Raw genomic sequence first — 23,427 nt, forward strand, 5'->3', positions numbered from 1 at the left:
CCGACAAAACCTTTCGGCACATGCCCGGAACGGGCTATCGCGACCGAGGACAGGTAGAATCGAGGCCTTGAAACAGGTTCTTGAGGTTGCAGTGGTGGATTTACAGCAGGGCTTCGTCCTGACCCGGCATTGGCGTGACACGCCGGCAGGCACGGAAGTCGAGTTCTGGTTGGCGACCGACGCCGGGCCGCGCCAGATCCGCTTGCCGGTGCAGACCTCCGTGGCCTTCATTCCCGCTGAACAGCAGGAGCAGGCCCGGCGCCTGCTGGCCGACGATCGCGATGTCGAATTGCGGCCCCTGGGCCTGTGCGATTTCCAGCACCGCCCGGTGCTTGGCCTGTATTGCCCGCAGCACAATCAATTGATCCGCCTCGACAAGACTTTGCGACGCGCCGGTGTCGAGGTGTTCGAGGCTGATGTGCGGCCGCCCGAGCGCTATCTGATGGAGCGCTTCATCACCGCGCCGGTGTGGTTTGGCGGCACCCCGGGCGAGGGCGGGATACTGCTGGAGGCGCAGATGAAGCCGGCGCCGGACTATCGACCATCGTTGAAGCTGGTGTCGCTGGATATCGAGACCAGCGAGACCGGCGAGCTGTATTCCATCGCCCTGGAAGGCTGCGGCCAGCGCCAGGTGTACATGCTCGGCCGCGCTCGCGAGGACGACAGCGCGGTGGACTTCGACCTGGAGTTCTGCGCCAGTCGCGAGCAGCTGCTCGAACGGCTCAACCAGTGGCTGGCGCGGCATGACCCGGACGCGATCATCGGCTGGAACCTGGTGCAGTTCGACCTGCGGGTGCTGCACGAACATGCCCGCCGCCTGGCGGTGCCCTTGCGCCTGGGGCGCGGTGGCGAAGAGATGCAGTGGCGCGAGCACGGCAGCCGGACCCATTATTTCGCCGCGGCCGCCGGGCGCCTGATCATCGATGGCATCGAGGCCCTGCGCTCGGCGACCTGGAGCTTCCCGTCCTTCAGCCTGGAAAACGTCGCCCAGACCCTGCTCGGCGAAGGCAAGTCGATCGACAACCCTTACCAGCGCATGGACGAGATCAACCGCATGTTCGCCGAGGACAAGCCCGCCCTGGCGCGCTACAACCTCAAGGACTGCGAGCTGGTGACGCGGATTTTCGCCAAGACCGAGCTGCTTACCTTTCTTCTCGAACGGGCCACGGTCACCGGCCTGCCGGCCGACCGCAGCGGCGGCTCGGTGGCGGCCTTCACCCACCTGTACATGCCGCTGATGCACCGCCAGGGTTTCGTCGCGCCGAACCTTGGTGAGAAGCCGCCGGAAGCCAGCCCCGGCGGTTTTGTCATGGACTCGCGGCCCGGCCTCTACGAGTCGGTGCTGGTGCTGGACTACAAGAGCCTGTACCCGTCGATCATCCGCAGCTTCCTGATCGACCCGGTGGGGCTGGTGGAAGGCTTGCGCCACCCGGCGGACGACGAGTCGGTGCCGGGCTTTCGCGGCGCGCGGTTTTCCCGCAGCCGGCATTGCCTGCCGTCGATCGTCGCCCGGGTCGCCGAGAGCCGCGAAGTGGCCAAGCGCGAACACAACGCGCCGCTGTCCCAGGCGCTGAAGATCATCATGAACGCCTTCTACGGCGTGCTCGGTTCCAGCGGCTGTCGTTTCTTCGATCCGCGGCTGGCGTCGTCGATCACCCTGCGCGGCCATGAAATCATGCGCCGCACCCGCCAGCTCATCGAAGCGCAGGGCCACAAGGTGATCTACGGCGACACCGACTCGACCTTTGTCTGGCTCGGCAGCGCCCACGCCGAGGCGGATGCCACGCGCATCGGCCGCGCCCTGGTGCAGCACGTCAACCAGTGGTGGCGCGATCACCTGCGCGATGAGTACGGCCTGGAAAGCGCCCTGGAGCTGCAGTTCGAAACCCACTTCAGCCGCTTCCTGATGCCGACCATTCGTGGCGCGGAGGAGGGCAGCAAGAAGCGCTACGCCGGCCTGGTGACCCGCGCCGATGGCTCCCAGGAGATGGTCTACAAGGGCCTGGAAGCGGTGCGCACCGACTGGTCGCCGCTGGCCCAGCAGTTCCAGCAGGAGCTGTACCAACGGATCTTCCATCGCCAGCCGTACCAGGACTATGTGCGCGACTACGTGCGCCGCACCCTGGCCGGCGAGCTGGACGAGCAACTGGTGTACCGCAAGCGCCTGCGCCGCCAGCTGGACGATTACGAACGCAACGTGCCGCCCCATGTGCGCGCCGCGCGCCTGGCCGACGAATACAACCAGCAGCAGGGTCGGCCCCAGCGCTATCAGAACGGCGGCTGGATCAGCTACCTGATCACCCTGGCCGGGCCCGAGCCCCTGGAAAACCGCACCGCGGCCATCGATTACGATCACTACGTGACCCGCCAATTGCAGCCGGTGGCGGATGCCATCCTGCCGTTCGTGCAGGATGATTTCAGCACCCTGGTGGGGGGGCAGATGGGGCTGTTCTGAAACAGCTGCCCTGAAGCGGCGGACGGGGCGCGCAACCCCGTGCGCCCAGTGGCTCAGTCAACCATGAACAACTTGGCGCCGACCACGGTGAACGAGCGATGGGGTTCGGCGTTGTCCGCCACCTGGTAGCTCATGCCGGGCGTCAGCACGAACCGGCGGCCGTCTTCGAGTTCGGTGTGCAGCTCGCCTTCCAGGCAAAACAGGATATGCCCCTTGGAGCACCAGTGATCGGCCAGGTAGCCGGGGCTGTATTCGACCATCCGCGCGCGGATGGCGCCGAACTGCCGGGTGCGCCAGTAGGCGCTACCGGTTTCGCCGCGATGCTCGGTGGCTTCGATCTGTGACCAGTCGGTGGTGCCGAAGGGAATGCCTGCAATGTCCATTGAATGCCTGTCTGTCCGGGTTGAAGTGGCTCAGTCGTCGACCGAGGTGCAAATACCGCTGGCGCCTTGCTTGCCGGTATAGGTCACGACCACCGAATCGTCGTCCTCCACGCTGATGGTCACCGTGACGCCCGCGCCCGTGGCCTCGAAAAAACGCTCGTTGACCGTCTTGGTCTGGGCTTGCTTGCCGTTGATGAACACCGGCCCGCCCTGGTCCGCGCTGACCGGGATACTGCCCGGACAGTCGACGTTGAACGATGGGATGCCTTCGGCGTGGGCCGCACTGACAACGATCGACAGGGCGCAGCTCAAGAGGATTTTTTTCATTGTGGACTCCTTCAGGAAGCAGACAGAAGCTCGGGTGTGGCAATGGTTCCGTTAGCGCTGAAGCTTAGCGTATGGCACGCCGAGGCAGGGGGTGGTAGCGATTTTAATGAGGCGCGAAGTCGTCCGGGCATATTGTAGGACAATAAAAATCGTGGACGAGGCGCCGGCCTCTGTGTCAGTTTTTCCCCGCCTTGAATAGGGCGAGTGATAGGACGATCTCGCTAACAGGTCGCCGTGGTCTATCGGAAACTTTCAGCGTTGAACAAGGATGTAAATGATGTCAAAAGCCAAAGAAAATGCCGGTTTTTCGGCAGCTCCAGGTAGCGATGCCTACCAACTGATCACTGCTTTCAGCCACGCCTATGATCGTGGCGGCTCGGAGCTGGTGAATGGCAAGCCGTCGTACACCGCGGATCAGGCCGCCGACCAGATCCTGCGCAAGAACCTGTCCTGGCACGACCAGAACGGCGACGGCAAGGTCGAACTCAGCTACAGCTTCCTCACCCGCGAACCGGCCAACTACAACCCCAAGCTGGGCACCTTCAGCGAGTTCAGCGCGTTGCAGAAAGCCCAGGCGTTCCTGGCCCTGCAATCCTGGTCGGACGTGGCCAATGTGAGCTTCAACGAAGCGGCGAGCGGCGGTGACGGGCACCTGAGTTTCGGCAACTACAACGTCAGCACCGGCGGTGCGGCCTTCGCCTACCTGCCTTCGGGCAGCAGCTATGACGGCCAGTCCTGGTACCTGATCAACGATCAGTACCGGGTCAATGAGACCCCGGGCAACGGCAACTACGGTCGCCAGACCCTGACCCACGAAATCGGCCACAGCCTGGGCCTGTCCCATCCGGGCGCCTACAACGCCGGCAACGGCAACCCGACCTACAACGATGCCACCTACGCCCAGGACACTCGCGGCTACAGCCTGATGAGCTACTGGAGCGAGAGCAACACCGGGCAGAACTTCAGTAAGGACGGCGGTGGCGCCTACGCTTCGGCGCCGTTGATGGACGACATCGTGGCGGTGCAGAAACTCTACGGCGCCAACCACGAGACCCGCGCCGACGACACCGTGTACGGCTTCAACTCCAACACCGGGCGTGACTTCTACAGCGCCAGCTCGGCAGCCTCCAAGCTGGTGTTCTCGGTGTGGGACGGCGGCGGCAACGACACCCTGGACTTCTCCGGCTTCACCCAGAACCAGAAGATCAACCTCAACGAAGGCTCGTTCTCCGACGTCGGCGGCCTGGTGGGCAACGTGTCCGTCGCCCATGGCGTGACCCTGGAAAACGCCATCGGCGGTTCGGGCAACGACCTGCTGATCGGCAACGCTGCGGCCAACCTCCTCGAAGGCGGTGCCGGCAACGACATCCTCTACGGCGGCGGTGGTCGCGACACGCTGTGGGGCGGGGCAGGGGCGGACACCTTCGTGTTCGGCGAGGCTTCGGATTCGACCCTGACCGAACCCGACTGGATCATGGATTTCACCAGTGGCCAGGACAAGATCGACCTCAGCGGCCTGGCGCAATTTGCCTCGGGTCAGGCGACCCTGAACTTCGTCAGCGGCTTCACCGGCCACGCCGGCGACGCGATCCTGACCTACTACGCCGAGACCGACCAGACCAGCCTGATGGTCGACCTCACCGGCCTGGGCGCGGTGGACTTCGCCGTGGGCACCATCGGCCAGGCGGCGACCACCGATATCGTGGCCTGATCGACAGCAACGGAAGCGGCGCGCAATGCGCCGCTTTTTTTCAGAAGCACCGCCTCTCTCTCCAGCCTGTTGCCCAATCCCAAGTTGTGGTTTTTCTCCCAGGCCTTCGCGCGACATTTCTGGCAACATTTTTTCATCCTTGGTCTAGGCTGACTCCGAAAGCTCTCACCAGCACTGCGACAAGGAGGTCGCCATGCACCCAGCCGTTCGTTCGTCTTTTCTCCTGGCCTGGACTCTGCCCCTGGCATTCTGCGCGGCGGCCGCCCAGCCGCCGCTCGATCCGCTCGAGACCCTGAACCGCATCAACCGCAACTACAACACCCTCAAGGACGCCTGCCGGGAGCCCGACACCGGCGCCGCGCGCGGTCATTACTACTGCAGCGGCGTGACCTTGCGCATGGTCAACGACGGGCCGTTCAACCCCTGGGACTACAGCCCTTACGCGATCAAGATTGGCGCGACCTCCTACTCCTGGATCCGCAAGGACCTGAGCACCAAGATCCTCATCCACCCGGCCGGTTTCATCCTGCGCACGCCCACCGATGCGACGGCCTTGAAATTGCCGGTCAAGGAGCAGGGCTGGACCTGCATCTACGCCTTCGACGGCGGCACCGGGCCGGAACGCAAGTGGTACGGCTGCGGCTTCTTCGACAGCCGCGAACCGCCGCGCTCCGCCCAGGGCACCATGACCAACCGCAATGCCGCGCTGGCCTACGGTACCTGCTCGGAAGTCGGGGTCAGCACCGCCGAGCAGTGGACGCAGAAATACACCGGTTTGATGAAGGGGCCGATCCAGTACAGCCAGTGTTCCTGGAACGCGGAAAAACCCAGCGACTGGAGCGCCATGATCCGGGTCCACGAATCGCGGGTGAACACCACCAACAAGGACCCCTTCGCCTACAGCGCCCAGGTCAACGAATTCATGCTCAAGAATGCCTCGGCGACCAACGACGGCAGCGAGAACATGAAGTACATCGACGCCTTCATCTACAACGTCAACAGTACGCAGAACTTCGCCACCCGCGGTGACCAGGCACCGCCGAAGCCGGAGAACGGCCTGAACAGCGCGCGCAATTTCCAGAAAAAACTCCAGGCCCAGGGCTACAGCGTGCCGATCCTGCGGCTGGACTTCACCAAGCCGGCGGAGCAGCGCTTCAGCTATGTCGCCGCCGACCAGGCGATCGACCTGGCAACCGCTGGCGGCGGGCAGCCCGTGCCGCGCTATATCGCTGCGGCCTCCTGGGTCGAGCGCTACGACCCCGGCAGCAAGAAAAACGAATGGACCCTCAACGTCACGCCCACCGCCGAGGGCAAGGCGATCCAGGCCAGCGACCAGGAGGCGTTGTACAAGGAATTGTTCGAGCTGCGCGGCGCCGACAGCCAGTGGCGCGACAATGAAAAATCCCCGGGCAGCATGCGTCAGCAATTGAGCTGCCTGGTGCAGAACTACCCGGCCAAGACCGAGTGGAACCTGGAACCGTTCCGCCCCAACGTCACGCCTCAGGAAGCGGCCAAGGCCGGTTGCAATCCCGTGCCGGTGCAGGCGCCGCAGTACATCGCTTCCGCCGATTGGGTCAAGCGCTACGACCCCGGTACCCGCCAGGACGAATGGACCTTGAGCGTGGTGCCCACGGCGGCGGGGCGCGCCTTGCCCAACGAGCAGGCCGGGGTGCTGTACGACCAGTTGTTTGCCCTCAAGGGGGGCGATAGCAACTGGCGCGACAATGAGAAATCCGCCGGCAGCATGCGCCAGCAATTGAGCTGCGTACTGGTCAACTACCGCGGCAAGACGCCGTGGAATCTCGAGCCTTTCCGGCCGGCGCTGTCAGACAGCGAGACCCGCGCCGCGGGGTGCAATCCGGTCCTGCGCTGAGTGGCCGGCCGCTTGATTTTTTCGCCAGGCAGAAGGGAGGTGCAGTCACGCTCGGATGGATCGAAGAGTGCAGGTTGTGTTTTGGCTAATCAGGGAGATGCATGCCATGAAAAAACGTTTGAACAGGATTGTCCCGATACTCGTATTGCCGTTGTTCTTGCACATGACATCGGCCAATGCCGAGTCCTGCGAGGAGACGCTGAAACAGGTCGAAAGCCTCTACAACAAAACCGTCGACAGTTGCGGGAAAGATCCGGCATCGGACTGTTCGGGCTTGCTGATCAGGGGCACGCACCGCGCCGACCCGGCGAAGGGGCAGCAATGGGACGTATGGAACCCCAGCCCGAAGGCCCGGGAACTGGGGACGTTTGCCGCGTCCTGGATGCGCACCGACGGCATCAGCTATGAAGACCCGGGCATGAGCACGCAGAACGGCTACATCATCAAGCCGATCGACCTGGTGCGCGAACCCGAGACGCCGGTGCACGTCTACTGCGCGTTTCCCAACGACGCCTGGACCGACTTCCGGGATGACCGGGGCTGCGGCAACAACCGCAACACCAGCCAGACAGAGGCGGTATGCCAGGCCATGGCCCCGCCTATCACCAGCTCCAAGGCCTGGGTCGCGCACTTCACCCGGTTCAACAACGACCGCAAGCAAGACCAGTTGCAATGTGGCTTCAACATGCGCAAGCCCATGAGCAGCCAGGATCGGGTCAGCGCGTTTCAAAACTTCATGGGGGCCCGGCAAGTCATCAATACCCGTGAGTTCCAGACCCAGACAGAGTTGCGCCTGGGTAACCCGAAAGACGACGAGCTGCCGATCCTGGCGTTTTTCTACAGCGATCAACGGGGCTTGAACGATGCCCTGGCCAATCAGCGCGACTACAAGAACAAGACCGGCAAGGATCGCAACATCGTCAAGATCGACTTTCCCCGGACGCCGACCAGCAAGGCCAGCTTCTCGTGCATCCAGACCGCTACTGCGCCCACGCAGCAATTCTGCGATAAGTACATCGAGTCAAGCTCCTGGGTGCAACGCCCCGATCCGAAGCTCGGGCCCAACACCTGGTCGCTTCAGGTGGTGCCCACCGCTTGCGGCCGTGCGATCAAGGACGACCAGACCGACAGGATGTTTGCCGAGCTGTACAACAAGCACAAAGACGATGAGCAATGGCGGCAATACAGCGTCAATGGTGGCTCGCTCCGCCGGCAATTGGTGTGTCACCTGGCGGCCAGCTATGACGGCAAGCCGGTCAGGAACAAACCCGAGTGGAACCTTGAACCGGCGCGGCCTTACGTCGACCAGGCCACGGCCGTAGCCCAGCGCTGCAATCCTTACTGAGGCTTTTTCATCCGCAACGCAAACGGCCCGGATCTTCTGATCCGGGCCGTTTGCGTTTCTGGGCCCAGCGGACGGGGGACTGGAGGCCTGCGGTGGTCCTGGGATTGATCGCGAGCAAGCTCGCTCCTACAGGAAAATGTGCAGTCCTTGCAGGAGCGAGCTGGCTCGCGAAGTACTCGACATCAATTGTTGTCGATATCGACGTTGCGGGTTTCCCGCAGGCAGATCAGGCCGACGAGCAGGCTGACCCCGGTGATCACCACCGGGTACCACAGGCCGTAGAAAATATCGCCGGTGTACACCACCAGGGCAAAGGACACGGTGGGCAGGAAGCCGCCGAACCAGCCGTTGCCGATGTGGTAGGGCAGGGACATGGAGGTGTAGCGGATGCGGGTCGGGAACAGCTCGACCATCAGCGCCGCCAGCGGGCCGTAGCACATGGCGGCGATCAGGATCAGGGCGACGATCAGCACCACCACCATGGTTTTGTTGACGTTCTGGGTGTCGGCCGATTGCGGGTAGCCGGCCAGGGTCACGGCGCCGCGCAGGGCCGCTTCGTCGAAACCGTCGATCTGCACCTCGCCGACATTGACCTGCACCGGGCTGCCGGCTGGCGCGGCGACGCTGGTGTAGGGCAGGCCCTGCTTGACCAGGAAGGTCTTGACCTTGTCGCACGGGCTGTCGAAACGCGCCTTGCCCACCGGGTCGAACTGGAAGGTGCAGGTGGCGGGGTCGGCCAGCACGCTGATCGGCGCCTGGCGGCTGGCCTGGTCGATGGCCGGGTTGGCGTAGTGGGCCAGGGACTTGAAGATCGGGAAGTACAGCGCGGTGGCCAGCAACAGGCCGACCATCAGCACCGGCTTACGGCCGACCTTGTCCGACAGCCAGCCGAAGAAGATGAAGAACGGCGCGCCGATCACCACGCTGATGATCAGCAGCATGTTGGCCAGGGCCGGGTCCATCTTGAGGAACTGGGTGAGGAAGAACAGCACGTAGAACTGCGCGGCGTAGAAGGTCACCGCTTGCCCGGCGTTGATGCTGAACAGGGCGATCAGCACCACCTTGAGGTTTTCCCATTTACCAAAGGATTCGCGAATCGGCGCCTTGCTGGCCTTGCCTTCTTCTTTCATTTTCAGGAAGGCCGGCGACTCGTGCAGGCTCAGGCGAATCCAGGTGGAAATGCCCAGCAGCACGATCGACAGCAGGAACGGCAGGCGCCAGCCCCAGACTTCGAACTGGTCACCGGTGAAGTAGCGGCAGCCCAGCACCACCAGCAGCGACAGCAGCAGGCCGAGGGTCGCGGTGGACTGGATCCAGCTGGTGTGGAAGCCGCGCTTGCCCTGGGGCGCGTGCTCGGCGACGTAGGTCGCGGCGCCGCCGTATTCACCGCCCAGGGCCAGGCCCTGGAGCATGCGCAGGGCGACCAGGATGATCGGCGCGGCGATGCCGATGCTCGAATAGGTCGGTAGCAGGCCCACGGCGAAGGTCGCCAGGCCCATGAGAATGATGGTGGCGAGGAAGGTGTACTTGCGCCCGATCATGTCCCCCAGGCGACCGAACACCAGGGCGCCGAACGGCCGCACCACGAACCCGGCGGCGAACGCCATCAGGGCGAAGATAAAGGCGGTGGTGTCGTTGACCCCGGCGAAGAACTGCTTGCTGATGACCGCCGCGAGCGCGCCGTAGAGGAAAAAGTCATACCACTCGAACACCGTCCCCAGGGACGAGGCGAAGATGACTTTCTGGCTTTCCTGGCTGGTGGGCGCGGCGACGGCCGCGTCCATCGATTGAGCATGTTCCGACATATCGATATCCCTCACAGTGATTGTTTTTGTTGTTCCACTGTCGGCGCCAGCGTGGCGTCGCTATCTGCATCTTGTCGTTGCCTCTGTAGGAGCGAAGCTTGCTCGCGATAGGCCCTTGAGCCTTGCAGCGCCTTGCAGGCCGCCATCGCGAGCAAGAACCAGGCGTCCCCCTTGCTCCTACCCCATTCAGGCGGGGGTAACGGTTTGTTTTTCGGCGGCAGGGCTCCTGGTCGAGGTGGCGAGAATCAGCTCGGCGGCTTTCTCGGCGATCATCAGCGTCGGCGAACAGGTATTGCCGGAGGTGATGTACGGCATGATCGAGGCATCGGCGATGCGCAGGCCGGGGATGCCATGCACCCGCAACTCGGCATCGACCACCGCATCCGCGCCCTGGCCCATGCGGCAGGTGCCCACCGGATGGAAGATGGTGGTGCCGATGCGCGCGGCGGCCTGGTGCAGTTGTTCTTCACTGCGCAACTCGGCCCCCGGCAGGTATTCGCTGGGCTTGAAGGCTTGCAGGGCCGGCGCTGTGACTATGCGCCGGGTCAGGCGAATGGCGTCGGCGGCGACCCGCAGGTCTTGCGGGTGGCTCAGGTAATTGGGCTGGATCAGCGGCGCCGCCTGCGGGTCGGCGGAACGGATTTCCACCCGGCCCCGGCTTTGCGGGCGCAGGTCGCAGACCGACGCGGTAAAGGCCGGGAAGGCGTGCAGCGGTTCGCCGAAACGTTCCAGCGACAGTGGCTGCACGTGGTATTCGAGATTGGCCGAAGTCTGTTCCGGCCCGGAGCGGGCAAAGGCTCCCAGCTGGCTCGGGGCCATGGACAGCGGGCCGCTGCGGTCGTACAGGTAGCGCAGGCCCATACCCAGCTTGCCCCACAGGCTGCCAGCAATCTGGTTCAGGGTGCGGGCGTTTTCCAGCTTGTAGATCAGCCGCAGTTGCAGGTGGTCCTGCAGGTTGCCGCCGACCCCCGGCAGTTCGTGGGCGACGCCTATGCCTAAACGTTGCAGCAGGGCGGCGGGGCCGATTCCCGAACGTTGCAGGATGCTCGGCGAGCCGATGGAACCGGCGCTTAGGATGATTTCGCGACGGGCCTTGAAGGTCTGCGGCTGGCCCTGGTGCCGGGCGCTGACCGCGGCCGCGCGGCCGTTTTCCAGGAGCACGCGATCGACCTCGACATCGGTCAGCACGGTGAGGTTGGGCCGCTGGCGGATCGGCTTGAGGAAGGCCTTGGCGGCGTTCCAGCGTACCCCGGCTTTCTGGTTGACCTGGAAGTAGCCGCAGCCTTCGTTGTCGCCGCCGTTGAAGTCGTCGACGCTGGCGATGCCGCTCTGTTCGGCGGCGCTGCGGAAGGCATCGAGGATCGGCCATGACAGGCGCTGGCGCTCGACCCGCCATTCGCCGGCGGCGCCGTGGAACTGCGAGTCGCCGGCAAAGTGGTTTTCGCTTTTGCGGAACAGCGGCAGCACGTCCTGCCAGTTCCAGCCGGGGTTGCCGTCGGCGGCCCAGCGCTGATAGTCGCCGGCCTGGCCGCGCATGTAGATCATGCCGTTGATCGACGAGCAGCCGCCCAGCACCTTGCCGCGCGGGTAGCTCAGGCTGCGGCCTTGCAGGCCGGGTTCGGCTTCGGTCTTGAAGCACCAGTCGGTGCGTGGGTTGCCGATGCAGAACAGGTAGCCGACGGGAATATGAATCCAGGGGTAGTTGTCGCGGCCACCGGCTTCCAGCAGCAGGACGCGGTGGGCCGGGTTGGCGGACAGCCGATTGGCCAGCAGGCAACCGGCGGGGCCGGCGCCGACCACTATGTAGTCGTATGGATCGAAGGCAGGCAGCATCCATGACCTCGCTTTATCGTTCTTGTTGCGACTCATCCTAGTTGTTAGCTTTCGTTAAAAGAATGTTAGTTTTTGCTCAGCCGCTGTGCGTTTTTAAACAGCGGCTTCCCCCGGCATCTGCAAGGAAGAGTCATGTTCGACTGGAACGACCTGCGGTTTTTTCTCGAGCTGCAACGCAGCGGCCGCCTGCTGACCGCGGCCCAGCGGCTGAAGACCACCCACGCCACGGTGGCCCGGCATATCGAGGCGATCGAGAAAAGCCTCGGCACCGCGCTGTTCGTCCAGCACGCCCAGGGCTATGAACTGACGCCGGCCGGGGAGGCCTTGCTCAAGCACGCCGAGGCCATGGAGAACGTGGCCTTGCTGGCCCAGGAGGAAATCACCCAGTCCACCGCGCCCCTGGGCAAGATCCGGGTGGGTGTCACCGAGGGCCTGGGCATCATGTTTCTCGCCAGCCGCCTGCGCGGCCTGTTCGAGCGCTACCCGGGGCTGGAGGTGGAACTGGTGGCGGTACCGCGTTTTGTCAGCATCCTCAACCGCGAGGCGGAGATCAGCATCCACCTGGAGCGGCCCAACGCCGACATGCTGGTGACCCGCAAGCTCACCGACTACCGCCTGGCCCTGTACGCCAGCCAGGCGTACCTGGATCGCGCGCCACCGCTGCGCAGCCGCGAGGACCTGGGGCGACATGCCTGGATCGACTATGTCGACGACCTGCTGTTCAGCCAGGAACTGAAGTTCCTCAACAGTTTCTGCCGCAACCCCCAGGTGGTGTTCCACAGCACCAGTGTGCTCGCCCAGCAACAGGCCGCGCGTTCCGGCCTGGGGATCGCCGTGCTGCCGTGCTACATGGCCGCCGGCGATCCGCAGCTGGTGCCCTTGCTGCCCGGCGAGAGCATCCAGCGCGCCTACTGGATCAGCACCCGGCGCGACCTGCACAAGTCGGTGCGCCTGCGGGTGGTGTGGGATTACCTGGTCGAGCTATGCGCGGCCGAGCAGGGCTTGCTGCTGGCCGAGACTCGCTTTTTGTAGGAGCGGCCGGTCGACGCTCGATTGCCCGCGATGAGCGCAAGAACAACGCGTTCATCCAGGTGATACGCGTCATCGTTGACGTTCATCGCGGGCAAGCCTCGCTCCTACAGGGGCGCGGATCAGGCCTTTTTCGCTGCGCCCTTGAGCTGGACCAGCTGTCGCGCTTGCTCGGAGCAGTCCTTGGCTTGGCTGACCATGGCCTCGAACGGCGCGCTGATGATGTCCTCATGGCTCAGCCAGCGTTTTTTCTGGCTCAGGCGGTAGTGATAGCGGTACTCGCCCTTGACCCGTTCGCTGCGCAGGTCCATGTCGAACCAGGGCGAGCGCACGTTGCAGGCCTTGACGTCCTTGTCCAGCTGGGCGCCGGAGAGGGTGATGGTGTAGCGCAGGGTATTGGCGTCGCCGATGTACAGGTCCGCCAACTGGCCGTTGCGGCGGTAGTTGACCAGGAAGTCCCAGTCGCCCTCCAGGGCCGGGCTCTTGTAGAAGTAGCTGCCGGAGATGTTTTCCAGTGGCTTGAGGTCGGTCAGGGAGGCTTTGACCCGGTAGGTCTTGGGCGCGACGAAGGCGGTCGGCTCGCGGTCGATCTGGCAGTCGCGCAGTTCCCGGGTGAAACGCTCGCACAGGCTCTGGTCGTTGCTGGCGATGCCGCTCTGGTTGTCGGACACCATCAGCCGCATCAGCTCCATATGGCTGAATTCGATACGCGCGTTGACCCGGGCCTGGCCGGTGCGGTCGAAGTGCTCCTGCTTGTCCAGCACGATGCTGGTGTCCGGCGCTTCCAGGGGAATGTAGTCCTCGCGCACCTGGCCGTTGGCGTCGCTGACAAAGGCCCAGCGTTCCTGGATGTCCGGCATGCTGCGGCCCGGGTCGAATACCGGGTTGGTCGGGTCCAGCCACCACACTTTGCCATCGACCTCGGCCCGCACTATGGCGTGGTTCGGTGCGTGGGTGCCGGGGATCAACAGCGGCGCGACGACGTTCTCGCGGCTGACCCAGGCCGTCTCGGCCTTGATCCCGCTGACCTTGAGCATGGCCGCCAGGAGTACCGCCAGGTCCTTGCAGTCGCCATAGCCGCGCTGTTCGATCTGCTCCAGCTCGAAGGGCACGTAACCCCGTTCGGTGGCACGCCAGTCGCCCAAGTAGCGGTAGTTGTCGTTGATGTGCTGCATCAGCCCGGCGACTTTCGCGGCGGGCGGCAGGTCGCGCAGGCCGGCCACGGCCTTGGCGCTGGCCGGTGGCAGGGGCGTGGTGAGTATCTGCTGGTAACGCTGGGCCAGTGGGCCGAAATAGTCCTGCACCTCGGTGCTGCTGCCCAGCTCGACCCGCGGCACCCGCTGGATAAAGCCGATCGAGGGTTCATTGATGTAGTTGAGGAAGACCGGGGCCTTCTGCTCGATGGTGAGCTTTTTCCGGTCGCTGGAGGCCGTAAAGCGGTAGTCGTCCATCTGCTCGCTGCGCCAGATGATCGGGCGCGTGGCACGGTAGGTGATCTTGAAGCTGTCCTGGCGCACCGGCTTGGGGCCGAACTGCAGCACCGAGTGGAACTGCCCCAGCAGCGGTTTGGCCGCGTAGTGCTGCTGCACGGTGTAGCTGAGCCGGGTGCCGACCCGCAGGTTGGGGAAGGCCAGGGACGTCTGCTTCTCGCGCAGGAAACCCTGTTCCGGATTGGGCGCGGTGCGCGTATCGATCTGCGCCGGCGCCAGCGCGATGGGCTTGCCGCCCGGCTGGGTGAATTCGGCCTTGCGCAGTTCGAAGCCATCGGTCTCGGCATAGCTGAAGTCGACGCGCGAAAGCATTTCCCGACCCGCCGGGGTGAGGATGGTGTAGTGCTGGGTGGTGGTGCAGTCGCTGCTGTGGTCGGCGTTGAACTGGCATTCCATCTCGGCGTCGGCGGCCAGGGCGGCTTCCGATTGCGGTTGATAGGCAGCCAGAGCTTGCCAGGAGAGCAGTCCGAGACCGGCGCAGATCAGGGGACGGTAAAGCGGAAAACGGTACATGAGCGCCTCGGGTGAATCATTGGAATCAGCCACTTCGCACAGGGTAAATCAGACGTGACAGGCGGGTGGCTAGCGGGGGAGGCGCCAAATGATAATTTATCGCAATACGGATTTACAGCATTGTCTGACAATTCGTGTTGGCTGAAAGGCTTGAGATAGAGCGGTTTCTTTGAATGGATCGAGATTGCTGGATGGCTGGAGAGGGCGTTCGCGGCGCCGGGATTTTTCCTTGAGATACCGTTTTCGTCCCCGCAGATATGGCTCAAAGCCATATCTGCGAGCTGAACGATTCCAGGCGGTTTTCCATTGTTTTTGCAAGAAGTTGCTTGGCTGATTTTACGAAACAATTTGTTACGAGATCGGCGCCCGCAGGCTCAGCCATCGAGCAGGTCGGTGCCGTAGGAATTGTCGATCACACAACGCCAGGCGCCCGACGGCTCATGGCGAAAGACATAGGTGGCGCGCCGTTCCAGGGTGCTGGCGACCCCGTCCCGGTCCAGGGTGTCGAGCAGGGTGTGCATGATCACCAGCGCAGTGCCGGCGCCTTCGATGACCTGCATCGCGCCCTGCCTGACCAGCATGCTGTGGTTGAAGTGCTCGGCGATGGCCACGAAGGCCCGGCGGATCTGTTCCTTGCCCCGGGCTTCCAGGCCCGGCTTGACCACCAGGGTGGCGTCCTCGGCGTAGAAATCCATCAGGCTGTCGAAGTCTTCGGCGGTGATGGCGCGGTCGGCGGCTTCGATCAGGGTTTTCAGCGGATGGGCCGGCATGGTCGCTCCTTGCGCTTTCAGTCGTGGATATAGAACGCCGTGCTGCCCAGGCGCTCGCCGTTGACCAGGATATGCAGCACATGGCGCCCGGGATAGTGGCGGCGGGTGGTCAGTTCGCGGATGTGCTGGGCGCGGCCCAGATGTTCCCGGGCCTTGGCGGGCAGGGTGAAGGCCTTGAGCTTGAACACCTTGGCGCTGGTGCCGCCCGAGGCTTTGACGTAGTCGATGGCGTAATCCACCACCAGGCGCTGGCTGGTGTCGGCGGTGGATTCCAGGGCAAAGGACAGGTTGATCCGCTCCCCCAGGCGAATCACCGCCGGCTCGACCCGCAGGCCATGCAGCGTCACCTGCGGCGCATGCCCGGCGCCGACGATCGCCAGCGCCCGGCGATGGCCCTGCTTGATCAGGCTGCGCAGGGCGTGGCGGGCGATCCAGGCGGTGTGCGGGTTGTCCAGGGACCAGCCTTCGAGCAATGCCAGCACCCAGTCGGGATGGTCCTTGGTGATGTCGTTGAGGTGATTGGCCACCGACTTGCGCACGTACAGGCTGGGGTCGGCCTTGAGGCGTTCGAGGATAGGCGCCGCCAGGGTCGGGTCGGCCTGGATCCGCTCCAGGCGGAACGACCAGGGCAGGCGCGGGCGGCTGCCTTCGCTGGCCAGGCGGCGCACATGCTCGTTGTCGTCCCGGGCCCAGTCCCGCATCACCGCCAGGGTGCGTGGCAGGTCGCTGGCGAGGAACGGGCGGATGGCGAACTCCGAGGAGCCGAAGGCGGTGAAGTACTTGAGCGCTTGCATCGAACGCTCGAAGGCATGGCCGCCGTAGCTGGCCACATAGTGCGGCAGGAACATGCAGACGAAGCGGCTGTTCAGGCGCGGAGCGAGCTCGTACAACCGGGCGAGGTTGGCGTCGTAATCCGCCGGCAATACCGCCTGCAGGCTTTCGCTGACCCGCGCCAGGCGTTGCATCACCGACAGCTCGGCGAGGTCCTGTTGCGCGTGGGCGAGAAACCCTCGGTGGTCGAAGGCCGGGTACACCGCGAGCATTTCCCGGGCGATGTGTTCCAGGCGTTCGGCGTTGAAGATTTCCTTGAGGGCGGGGGCGCTGGGGGAGGTTGCGGTCATCGGCGTATCCATTCGGGACGGGGCGCCGAGCACTGTAGCGCAGTGGGCTGACAGATTGTGTCAGGAGCGCCCCGGCAAGCCCCGCTCGCTGGCCAGGCAGGCAATGCGGCGTCATCGTTCATCGCGGGCAAGCCTCGCTCCTACAGAGTCCCGCTCCTGTAGGAGCGAGGCTTGCCCGCGAAAGGATTCAGGCCGCATCGCGCGGCCCGATATTCAACGCGGTGGCGGCAGCACTCCGTCGGCCTGCTCGTCCTGCTCATCCGCCTCGAACAGCCGCGCCAGTTCGGCCCGGGCTTCCTGGGCCGATTGCAGGATCTTGGCGTGGTCGTCATAGATCGCGTGCTGAGCTTCGAGTACCTGTTCGTCGTGGTCGGTGAAGCGCTTGATCCGCGAGTCGGCCTGGGCGTGGGTCAGGCCCAGGCCGATCAGCGCCTTGCGGCTCATTTCCAGGCTCGAGTAGTAGGTTTCCCGCACCGCTTCGGCGCCCAGGTCCACCAGCTTGTGCACGTGCTGGCGGTTACGGGCGCGGGCGATGATCTTGATGTGCGGGTAGAGCTTGCGCACCACCGCCGCGGTGTTGATGTTGGTCTGCGGGTCGTCGGTGGCGATCACGAAATATTCCGCCTCGCCGACCTTGGCCGCCTTGAGGATTTCCGCGCGCATCGGGTCGCCGTAGAACACCGGCATGCCACCGAAGCTGCGGGTCAGTTCGATGGTGTCGACCGAGGTGTCGAGGGCCACGAAAGGGATCTTCTGCGCCCGCAGGATCCGCGCGACGATCTGACCCATCCGGCCCATGCCGGCAATCACCACCCGTGGCGCGTCGGTTTCGATCTCGCGGTATTCGGCGGGCATCTCCACGTGCTTCGCCTTGGGCTGCAAGAAGCGCGCGCAGGCCAGGAGCAGCAGCGGGGTCACGGCCATGGACAGGGTGATGGTCAGCACCAGCAGGTCATACAGGCGCGCCTCGAACAGGCCCTGATCGCGGCCGATCTTGAACACCACGAAAGCGAATTCACCGCCGGCTGCCAGCACCACGCCCAGGCGCACCGCGCTCAAGCGCCCCAGGCCACCGGCCAGGCGCCCGACCACGAACAGCAGCGGCAGCTTGATGGCGATCAGCAGCAGGGTCAGGCCCAGCACCGCGATCGGCGCGCTGAACAGCAGACTGATATTGGCGCCCATGCCGACGCTGATGAAAAACAGCCCCAGCAGCAGGCCCTTGAAGGGTTCGATCTGCGCTTCCAGTTCATGACGGTATTCCGAGTCCGCCAGCAGCAGGCCGGCAAGGAAGGCGCCGAGGGCCATGGACACACCGACCATGTCCATCAGCCAGGCAGTACCGATCACCACCAGCAAAGCGGTGGCGGTGGACACTTCCGGCAGGCCGGTGCGCGCCACCACGCGGAACACCGGGCGCAACAGATAACGTCCGCCGATCACCACCACGGCGATGCTGCCCAGCACTTGCAGGCCATGGCGCAGGTCTTCGGCGCTGCTGGTGTTGTGGTCGACCCCGGCCAGTACCGGAACCATGGCAATCAACGGAATCGCCGCGATGTCCTGGAACAGCAGGATGGCGAAGGCCAGGCGCCCGTGGGGGCTGGTCAGCTCCTTGCGTTCGGCCAGGCTTTGCAGGCCGAAGGCGGTGGACGACAACGCCAGGCCCAGGCCCAGCACGATGGCGCTGTTCAGTGGCTGGCCAAACAGGAACAGGGCTACGCAGCCGATCACCACTCCAGTCAGCAGCACCTGGGCCAGGCCGACGCCGAACACCGATTTGCGCATCACCCACAAGCGTCGTGGCGACAGCTCCAGGCCGATGATGAACAGCAGCAACACCACCCCCAGTTCAGACACATGGCTGATGCTCTGCGGGTTGCCCACCAGCCCCAGCACCGCCGGGCCGATAATCACCCCGGCCAGCAGATAGCCAAGCACGGCCCCCAGCTGCAGGCGCTTGGCCAGGGGGACGGTCAGCACCGCCGCGAACAGAAACACGACAGCGGCTTGCAACAGGTTGCCTTCATGGGGCATGGGCTTACTCCTGGGAAAACGGGTATTGATTGACGCGCGGAAAACCATGGTTGCGCCTCAGGCAACGGCGGCGGCCATCGGTTCCCCGGGGGGAGAATAAAGCCTGCCCGGGCTGGCGTCAGCCGCGGGGCAGGGATAGATGGCCGTCGCTCAGAGCGTGGCGGTCTGGGGGGATTCTACAGACGTCTGGGTGGATGCCGGCTGTGGGGCAGCGGGGGACAGCAGCGGTGGCATCGGGCAATCCAGCACGTCGGCCACGGCGCGCATCAGCTCGGCTTCGGCCACGGTGACCTGGCCGTCGTAGCAGACGCAGCGGGCCATGGCTTGCAGCAGCGTCGGCCGTTCCTCGGGCATCAGCTGGCGCAGGCGCACCAGGGCGGCATCCAGGTGTTCGAGGTCGACTTCTGCCGGTTGCGGCCGGGCGAAGGGCAGGCCGGTCCAGGCATGGGCCAGGGCCAGCTGGGCCTGCTGCGCGGTCTTTTGCCCGGCACTGGCCAGGGCGCCGAGCAGGACCGCCAGTTCTTCGCTGCGCTGGAACAGCCCCCATTTGTATTCGGGCGCCGGCAGGCCTTCGACATTGCGTTGCACGATGCGCAGCAGCGTCCACTCCAGTAGCTCGACCTGGTCGTCGGCGTCGATCAGTTGTCGCAGGTTGTCCATGAATGGCTTGCAGGCTTTCTTGTCCAGCTGCTGCAGGGCTGGAATCGACAGGTCCAGCAGCGGCAGGCGCAGGTTCGGGTCGAGGGCCGCCAGCTGTTTTTGCAGGGCTTGCAGGCAACCGAAGACCTCGGTGGGGCTGTTGGCGTCCAGCTGCGCGAGTTGGCGGCGGCGCATCGATTCGTTGGCGGACAGCAGCAGGCCATAGACCAGCGCCTGGGCGCCAGTGGTGCTGTGGGCGCTGCGTTGGAGCGCCGGGTCGAGGCTGACCAGCGCCGCTTGTGCCGCCAGCAGATGTTGCGCGTTCGGGCTGCCGATGCTGGCAATCGACTGCTTGATCGCATTCAGGTCGAAGACCAGGGCGCTGGTCGCTTGCGACTGGCGGCTGAACACGCCGGAGCTGTCCAGCCCGGAGCGGGCGGGCTCGGCCGGCAGCTCGATGGCTTCGATGGTGGGCAAGCGGCCGTCCCAGCCGGGTTCCAGGCGCCGGATCCGCGTCGAGAGGGGCGGATGGGTCGCGGACTGGCCATAGACGGAGAGGGTGGCCCCTTCACTGAAATACAGGTGGCTGTATTCAGAACTGAAGGCGCTGTCGAGCTTCGAGCTGGCGGCATAACCGCCGATCTTTTTCAGCGCGCCGACCAGGCCGGCCGGGTTGCGGGTGAACTGCACCGCCGAGGCATCGGCGAGGAACTCGCGCTCGCGGCTGATGGCGCCCTTGATCATATTGCCGAAAAAGGTCCCGACCGAACCCAGCAGGATCAGCGCCAGGCCACTCCACATCGCCAGCCCACCGACCCGATTCTGTGCCAGCCGGCCGGCCTGGTTGACCCCGTTGGCCATCGCCTCGCCGGTCAGGCCGATGACCAGGATGCCGTGGACAATCGCCACCAGCCGAGTGTTGAGGCGCATGTCGCCGTTGTAGATATGGCTGAACTCATGGGCGATCACCGCCTGCAGTTCCTCGCGGTTGAGCACCATGATGGCGCCACGGGTGACCCCGATCACCGCCTCCTGTGGGGTAAAACCGGCGGCGAACGCATTGATCCCGGCATCGGGCAGCACGTACACCTGTGGCACCGGGGTGCCCGAGGCCAGGGCCATTTCCTCGACCACATTGAGCAGCCGTTGTTCTTCCAGGCCGTCCGGGTGCAGGTTGATCAGCCGGCCACCCAGGCGCTTGGCGACCACCTTGCCGCCGGCTTTCAGTTCGGAGTGCTTGCCCATGCTGCTGCCGATCACCACCAGGAACACCACCGCGGCGATCATCGCGGTCAGCCGCCAGTCGAAGCTCGGCGACTGCTTCATTTCCTTGAGAAATTGCAGCCAGAGCAGGTTCAGCGCCAGGCTGGTGACAGTCACCAGGCACAGCACGGCCAGGATCATCAGCAGCACCAGGGTCCCGGTACGCCGTTTGGCCCGGGCCTGGTGTTCAAAAAAATTCATCGGACCATCCATGGTGGCAGGGGATTAGAACGCGACCTTGGGGGCTTCCTGGATCAGGGCGCTGTCGGCGAATTGCAGCAGGCTGGCGTCGGCGCCATGGCCGAACAGGCCGGCCAGGATCACCGGCGGGAAACTCTGCTTGTAGCTGTTGTAGTTCATCACCGTGTCGTTGAAGGCCTGGCGGGCAAAGGACACTTTGTTTTCGGTGCTGGTCAGCTCTTCGCTCAGCTGCTGCATGTTCTGCGATGCCTTGAGGTCCGGGTAGGCCTCCATGCTCACATTCAGCCGGCCCATGGCGTTGGACAGCGCGCCTTCGGCCTGGCCCAGCTGGGCCATGTTCTGCGGGTTGCCGGGCTCGGCCGCGACGGCCTTGAGACCCGCCAGCGCGGCGTTGCGTGCCGCGGTCACGGCTTCGAGGGTGTCGCGCTCGTGCTTGAGGTAAGCCTTGGCGGTTTCCACCAGGTTGGGGATCAGGTCGTAACGGCGCTTGAGCTGGACTTCGATCTGCGCGAAGGCGTTCTTGAAGCGGTTCCGGCGGGCCACCAGGCCGTTGTAGACGGAGATGACGTAGACCGCCAGCAGGGCCAGAACGAGCAGAATCACAATAGTTGAAACAGCCATACGGATGTCCTTATCGGCGTGCGGATTTCAGGGGGCGCCATGGTAACCGAATTTATCGCGGGCGCCGCCATGGGCAACCGCCGGCATGCGGTCTTCGGCAGCCCCTCGAACGAGGCAGGATGTGCAATCGGCGCTGTCGCGTTCTGAATGATTGCCGCTCGTTGTGGTCGGACCTTGCAGGGTGCGTCGTCGATCCCGGAGTCCCCGGCAGGCGCGCCACCCAACCTTGAGCCCGCCGGCCGCGCCGCGGGCGTCACCTTGTGAAGGATCATCCCGACCATGCTCGAACCCACCTGGACGGCACTCAAACACCATAAGCGGGTGCATCAGATAGTCGCCGTGCTGGCGGCCTTCGGTGCCCAGGATGTGCTGCTGCGCCTGGGCCTGGGGCGCTTGCTGGGCGAGCCGCCAGCCGCTGGTGAAGCGCCGCCTTCAGACTCGACGCCGCAGCGGGTCCGTCTGGCCCTGGAGAAGCTCGGGCCGACCTTTATCAAGCTCGGGCAGATCCTCGCCAGCCGCAGCGATATCCTGCCGCCGCACTGGATCAGCGAGCTGGAGTCGCTGCACAGCAGCGCCGCGACCTTGCCCTGGAGCGAGCTGGAGGACCAGGTGCGCGATGACCTGGGCTGCGAGCTGGAGCAGGTGTTCGCCGAGTTCGACACCGAGCCTCTCGCGGCGGCCTCCATCGCCCAGGTTTATCGCGCGCGCCTGCTCAGTGGCGAGGCGGTGGTGGTCAAGGTGCAGCGCCCCAGCCTGCGGCGCAAGATGAGTGCCGACCTGCAACTGCTGGAAGGCGTGGCGATGCTGGTGGAAGAGAACGCCGCCCTGGCCCATTACCAGCCGCGGCAGATGGTCCGGCAATTGGCCCGGGCGATGCTCGAAGAACTGGACTTCACCCAGGAAGGCCAGCACTGCGACACAGTGGCGGCGAATTTCGCCGAGCATCCACAGATCGCCATTCCGCGTATCCATTGGCTGCACAGTAGCGAGCGCCTGCTGGTCCAGGAATTCCTCCCCAGCCATACGCCGCTGGAACGTCAGGCCCTGATCGAGCAGGGGCTGGACCCGAGCCTGCTGGCGCAGCGCGGGGCCCAGGCCTTTATCAAGATGCTGCTGGAAGACGGCCTGTTCCATGGCGACCCGCACCCCGGCAACCTGCGGGCTATGGACGACAATCGCGTCGGCTTCATCGACTTCGGCATGGTCGGACGTCTCGATGAGCGTCGGCGCCTGGAGGTCATGGGCTTTATGCGGGCCATGACCGAGGGCAGTACCGAAGCGCTGGTGGCGGTGCTGATCGACTGGAGCGGGGAGCAAGTGCGCGACCTGTCCGCCATCGAACAGGCCGCGCGGGAATTCATGGGCCGGCACGGCGGCAAGGCGCTGAACATGAGTGCGATGATCGAGGACTTCCTCGGCCTGATGCGCGCATACCAGCTGTTGCTGCCGGCCGACCTGCTGGTGCTGTTCAAGGCGCTGATCACCGCCGATGGCGTGCTCACCCGGCTCGACCCGCAACTGGACCTGGTAGCCACCGCGCGCCCGGCGATTCACAAGATGCTTAAGGAACAGTTCAGCTGGAAACTCGCCCGTCGCCTGGGCCTCGACGGCCTGGAACTGAGCCGTGGCGTCGCCGTCGAACTGCCGCAACTGGCCCGCCTGCTGATCAACCGCCTGAAACACGGCGTGGTCGACCTGCGCCTCGACATGCCGGGCGTCGAGCGCCTGGAAAAATCCCTGCGCCTGGCCTCGACCCGCTTGTCCCTGGCCCTGCTGATCAGCGCGCTGCTGATCGCCTTCGGCCCACAGATCGCCGCGGCCGGGCCAGTCTGGCAGGGGTTGTCGGTGGTGGGCTGGCTGGCGGGAGTGGCGATCGTGGGCGGGTTGGTGGCGTTTGTCTGGAGCTTGTTCAGGCGTTCCTGAGGCGCAGGGGGGCAGGGCTTTGCCAGATCCCACTGGCACTCTTTCAACCTATCGACATTGGTGCCGCTGTCTTCCATTTGGGCGTGGC

16 protein-coding genes are annotated in these 23,427 nt (G+C 64.7%); 6 read left to right on the plus strand and 10 right to left on the minus strand.

All coding sequences use genetic code 11. The annotated features are described in order from the left end of the window. Positions 1 to 94: 94 nt before the first annotated feature. Positions 95 to 2,455: a DNA polymerase II gene (locus C4K38_RS12080; protein WP_164487037.1), complete on the plus strand. Its 2,361-nt coding sequence runs from the start codon at positions 95 to 97 to the stop codon at positions 2,453 to 2,455. Between the two features lie 53 nt (positions 2,456 to 2,508). On the opposite strand, the gene C4K38_RS12085 is transcribed toward C4K38_RS12080, so the two are convergent. Further along, positions 2,509 to 2,838 (minus strand): DHCW motif cupin fold protein, encoded by a 330-nt coding sequence (locus C4K38_RS12085; protein ID WP_053278534.1) that lies wholly within the window; start codon positions 2,836 to 2,838, stop codon positions 2,509 to 2,511. Between the two features lie 30 nt (positions 2,839 to 2,868). Further along, positions 2,869 to 3,165, minus strand: a complete 297-nt coding sequence (locus C4K38_RS12090; protein ID WP_053278535.1) for a hypothetical protein — start codon at positions 3,163 to 3,165, stop codon at positions 2,869 to 2,871. Between the two features lie 277 nt (positions 3,166 to 3,442). On the opposite strand from C4K38_RS12090, the gene C4K38_RS12095 reads away from it, so the two are divergent. From C4K38_RS12095 to C4K38_RS12105, 3 genes are all read left to right on the plus strand, one after another. Further along, the gene (locus C4K38_RS12095; protein WP_053278536.1) at positions 3,443 to 4,876 is read left to right on the plus strand and encodes a serralysin family metalloprotease; all 1,434 of its coding nucleotides are present in this window, start codon (positions 3,443 to 3,445) and stop codon (positions 4,874 to 4,876) included. A 193-nt stretch (positions 4,877 to 5,069) separates the two neighbouring features. Then, positions 5,070 to 6,749, plus strand: a complete 1,680-nt coding sequence (locus C4K38_RS12100; protein WP_053278537.1) for a DUF2599 domain-containing protein — start codon at positions 5,070 to 5,072, stop codon at positions 6,747 to 6,749. A 106-nt stretch (positions 6,750 to 6,855) separates the two neighbouring features. Continuing rightward, positions 6,856 to 8,094 (plus strand): DUF2599 domain-containing protein, encoded by a 1,239-nt coding sequence (locus tag C4K38_RS12105; RefSeq protein WP_053278538.1) that lies wholly within the window; start codon positions 6,856 to 6,858, stop codon positions 8,092 to 8,094. 182 nt (positions 8,095 to 8,276) lie between these two features. Here C4K38_RS12105 and C4K38_RS12110 read toward each other — a convergent pair whose 3' ends face one another. Together C4K38_RS12110 and C4K38_RS12115 are read right to left on the minus strand one after the other, a co-directional pair. After that, positions 8,277 to 9,899, minus strand: a complete 1,623-nt coding sequence (locus C4K38_RS12110) for an MFS transporter (RefSeq protein WP_053278539.1) — start codon at positions 9,897 to 9,899, stop codon at positions 8,277 to 8,279. A 186-nt stretch (positions 9,900 to 10,085) separates the two neighbouring features. After that, entirely contained in the window at positions 10,086 to 11,732 is a 1,647-nt protein-coding gene (locus tag C4K38_RS12115; RefSeq protein ID WP_053278540.1) for a GMC family oxidoreductase, read from the minus strand. A 132-nt stretch (positions 11,733 to 11,864) separates the two neighbouring features. Here C4K38_RS12115 and C4K38_RS12120 point away from each other — a divergent pair, with 132 nt between their 5' ends. Then, the gene (locus C4K38_RS12120; RefSeq protein WP_053278541.1) at positions 11,865 to 12,764 is read left to right on the plus strand and encodes a LysR family transcriptional regulator; all 900 of its coding nucleotides are present in this window, start codon (positions 11,865 to 11,867) and stop codon (positions 12,762 to 12,764) included. Between the two features lie 119 nt (positions 12,765 to 12,883). On the opposite strand, the gene C4K38_RS12125 is transcribed toward C4K38_RS12120, so the two are convergent. From C4K38_RS12125 to C4K38_RS12150, 6 genes are all read right to left on the minus strand, one after another. After that, positions 12,884 to 14,764: a DUF3857 domain-containing transglutaminase family protein gene (locus C4K38_RS12125; protein WP_053278542.1), complete on the minus strand. Its 1,881-nt coding sequence runs from the start codon at positions 14,762 to 14,764 to the stop codon at positions 12,884 to 12,886. 374 nt (positions 14,765 to 15,138) lie between these two features. Beyond that, the gene (locus C4K38_RS12130) at positions 15,139 to 15,534 is read right to left on the minus strand and encodes a YybH family protein (RefSeq protein WP_053278543.1); all 396 of its coding nucleotides are present in this window, start codon (positions 15,532 to 15,534) and stop codon (positions 15,139 to 15,141) included. Positions 15,535 to 15,551: 17 nt separating this feature from the next. Beyond that, positions 15,552 to 16,655, minus strand: a complete 1,104-nt coding sequence (locus tag C4K38_RS12135) for a DNA alkylation repair protein (protein WP_053278544.1) — start codon at positions 16,653 to 16,655, stop codon at positions 15,552 to 15,554. A gap of 213 nt (positions 16,656 to 16,868) precedes the next feature. Continuing rightward, positions 16,869 to 18,692, minus strand: coding sequence for a monovalent cation:proton antiporter-2 (CPA2) family protein (locus C4K38_RS12140; RefSeq protein WP_053278545.1), 1,824 nt, complete (start codon positions 18,690 to 18,692; stop codon positions 16,869 to 16,871). 150 nt (positions 18,693 to 18,842) lie between these two features. Then, entirely contained in the window at positions 18,843 to 20,795 is a 1,953-nt protein-coding gene (locus tag C4K38_RS12145) for a M48 family metallopeptidase (RefSeq protein ID WP_053278602.1), read from the minus strand. 24 nt (positions 20,796 to 20,819) lie between these two features. Further along, positions 20,820 to 21,416, minus strand: a complete 597-nt coding sequence (locus C4K38_RS12150; RefSeq protein ID WP_053278546.1) for a LemA family protein — start codon at positions 21,414 to 21,416, stop codon at positions 20,820 to 20,822. Positions 21,417 to 21,695: 279 nt separating this feature from the next. On the opposite strand from C4K38_RS12150, the gene C4K38_RS12155 reads away from it, so the two are divergent. After that, entirely contained in the window at positions 21,696 to 23,339 is a 1,644-nt protein-coding gene (locus tag C4K38_RS12155; protein WP_053278547.1) for an ABC1 kinase family protein, read from the plus strand. The last annotated feature ends 88 nt before the right edge of the window (positions 23,340 to 23,427 follow it).

This window comes from Pseudomonas chlororaphis subsp. piscium, from assembly GCF_003850345.1.
In the GTDB taxonomy this organism is placed as follows: Bacteria; Pseudomonadota; Gammaproteobacteria; order Pseudomonadales; family Pseudomonadaceae; genus Aquipseudomonas; species Aquipseudomonas piscium.

Excerpts from the sequence above, each read along its gene's own strand:
- C4K38_RS12115 (WP_053278540.1), bottom strand. The coding sequence starts at position 11,732 with ATGCTGCCTGCCTTCGATCCATACGACTACATAGTGGTCGGCGCCGGC.
- C4K38_RS12090 (WP_053278535.1), bottom strand. The coding sequence starts at position 3,165 with ATGAAAAAAATCCTCTTGAGCTGCGCCCTGTCGATCGTTGTCAGTGCG.
- C4K38_RS12150 (WP_053278546.1), bottom strand. The coding sequence starts at position 21,416 with ATGGCTGTTTCAACTATTGTGATTCTGCTCGTTCTGGCCCTGCTGGCG.
- C4K38_RS12125 (WP_053278542.1), bottom strand. The coding sequence starts at position 14,764 with ATGTACCGTTTTCCGCTTTACCGTCCCCTGATCTGCGCCGGTCTCGGA.
- C4K38_RS12145 (WP_053278602.1), bottom strand. The coding sequence starts at position 20,795 with ATGAATTTTTTTGAACACCAGGCCCGGGCCAAACGGCGTACCGGGACC.
- C4K38_RS12110 (WP_053278539.1), bottom strand. The coding sequence starts at position 9,899 with ATGTCGGAACATGCTCAATCGATGGACGCGGCCGTCGCCGCGCCCACC.
- C4K38_RS12095 (WP_053278536.1), top strand. The coding sequence starts at position 3,443 with ATGTCAAAAGCCAAAGAAAATGCCGGTTTTTCGGCAGCTCCAGGTAGC.
- C4K38_RS12120 (WP_053278541.1), top strand. The coding sequence starts at position 11,865 with ATGTTCGACTGGAACGACCTGCGGTTTTTTCTCGAGCTGCAACGCAGC.
- C4K38_RS12130 (WP_053278543.1), bottom strand. The coding sequence starts at position 15,534 with ATGCCGGCCCATCCGCTGAAAACCCTGATCGAAGCCGCCGACCGCGCC.
- C4K38_RS12085 (WP_053278534.1), bottom strand. The coding sequence starts at position 2,838 with ATGGACATTGCAGGCATTCCCTTCGGCACCACCGACTGGTCACAGATC.
- C4K38_RS12135 (WP_053278544.1), bottom strand. The coding sequence starts at position 16,655 with ATGACCGCAACCTCCCCCAGCGCCCCCGCCCTCAAGGAAATCTTCAAC.
- C4K38_RS12100 (WP_053278537.1), top strand. The coding sequence starts at position 5,070 with ATGCACCCAGCCGTTCGTTCGTCTTTTCTCCTGGCCTGGACTCTGCCC.
- C4K38_RS12105 (WP_053278538.1), top strand. The coding sequence starts at position 6,856 with ATGAAAAAACGTTTGAACAGGATTGTCCCGATACTCGTATTGCCGTTG.
- C4K38_RS12155 (WP_053278547.1), top strand. The coding sequence starts at position 21,696 with ATGCTCGAACCCACCTGGACGGCACTCAAACACCATAAGCGGGTGCAT.
- C4K38_RS12140 (WP_053278545.1), bottom strand. The coding sequence starts at position 18,692 with ATGCCCCATGAAGGCAACCTGTTGCAAGCCGCTGTCGTGTTTCTGTTC.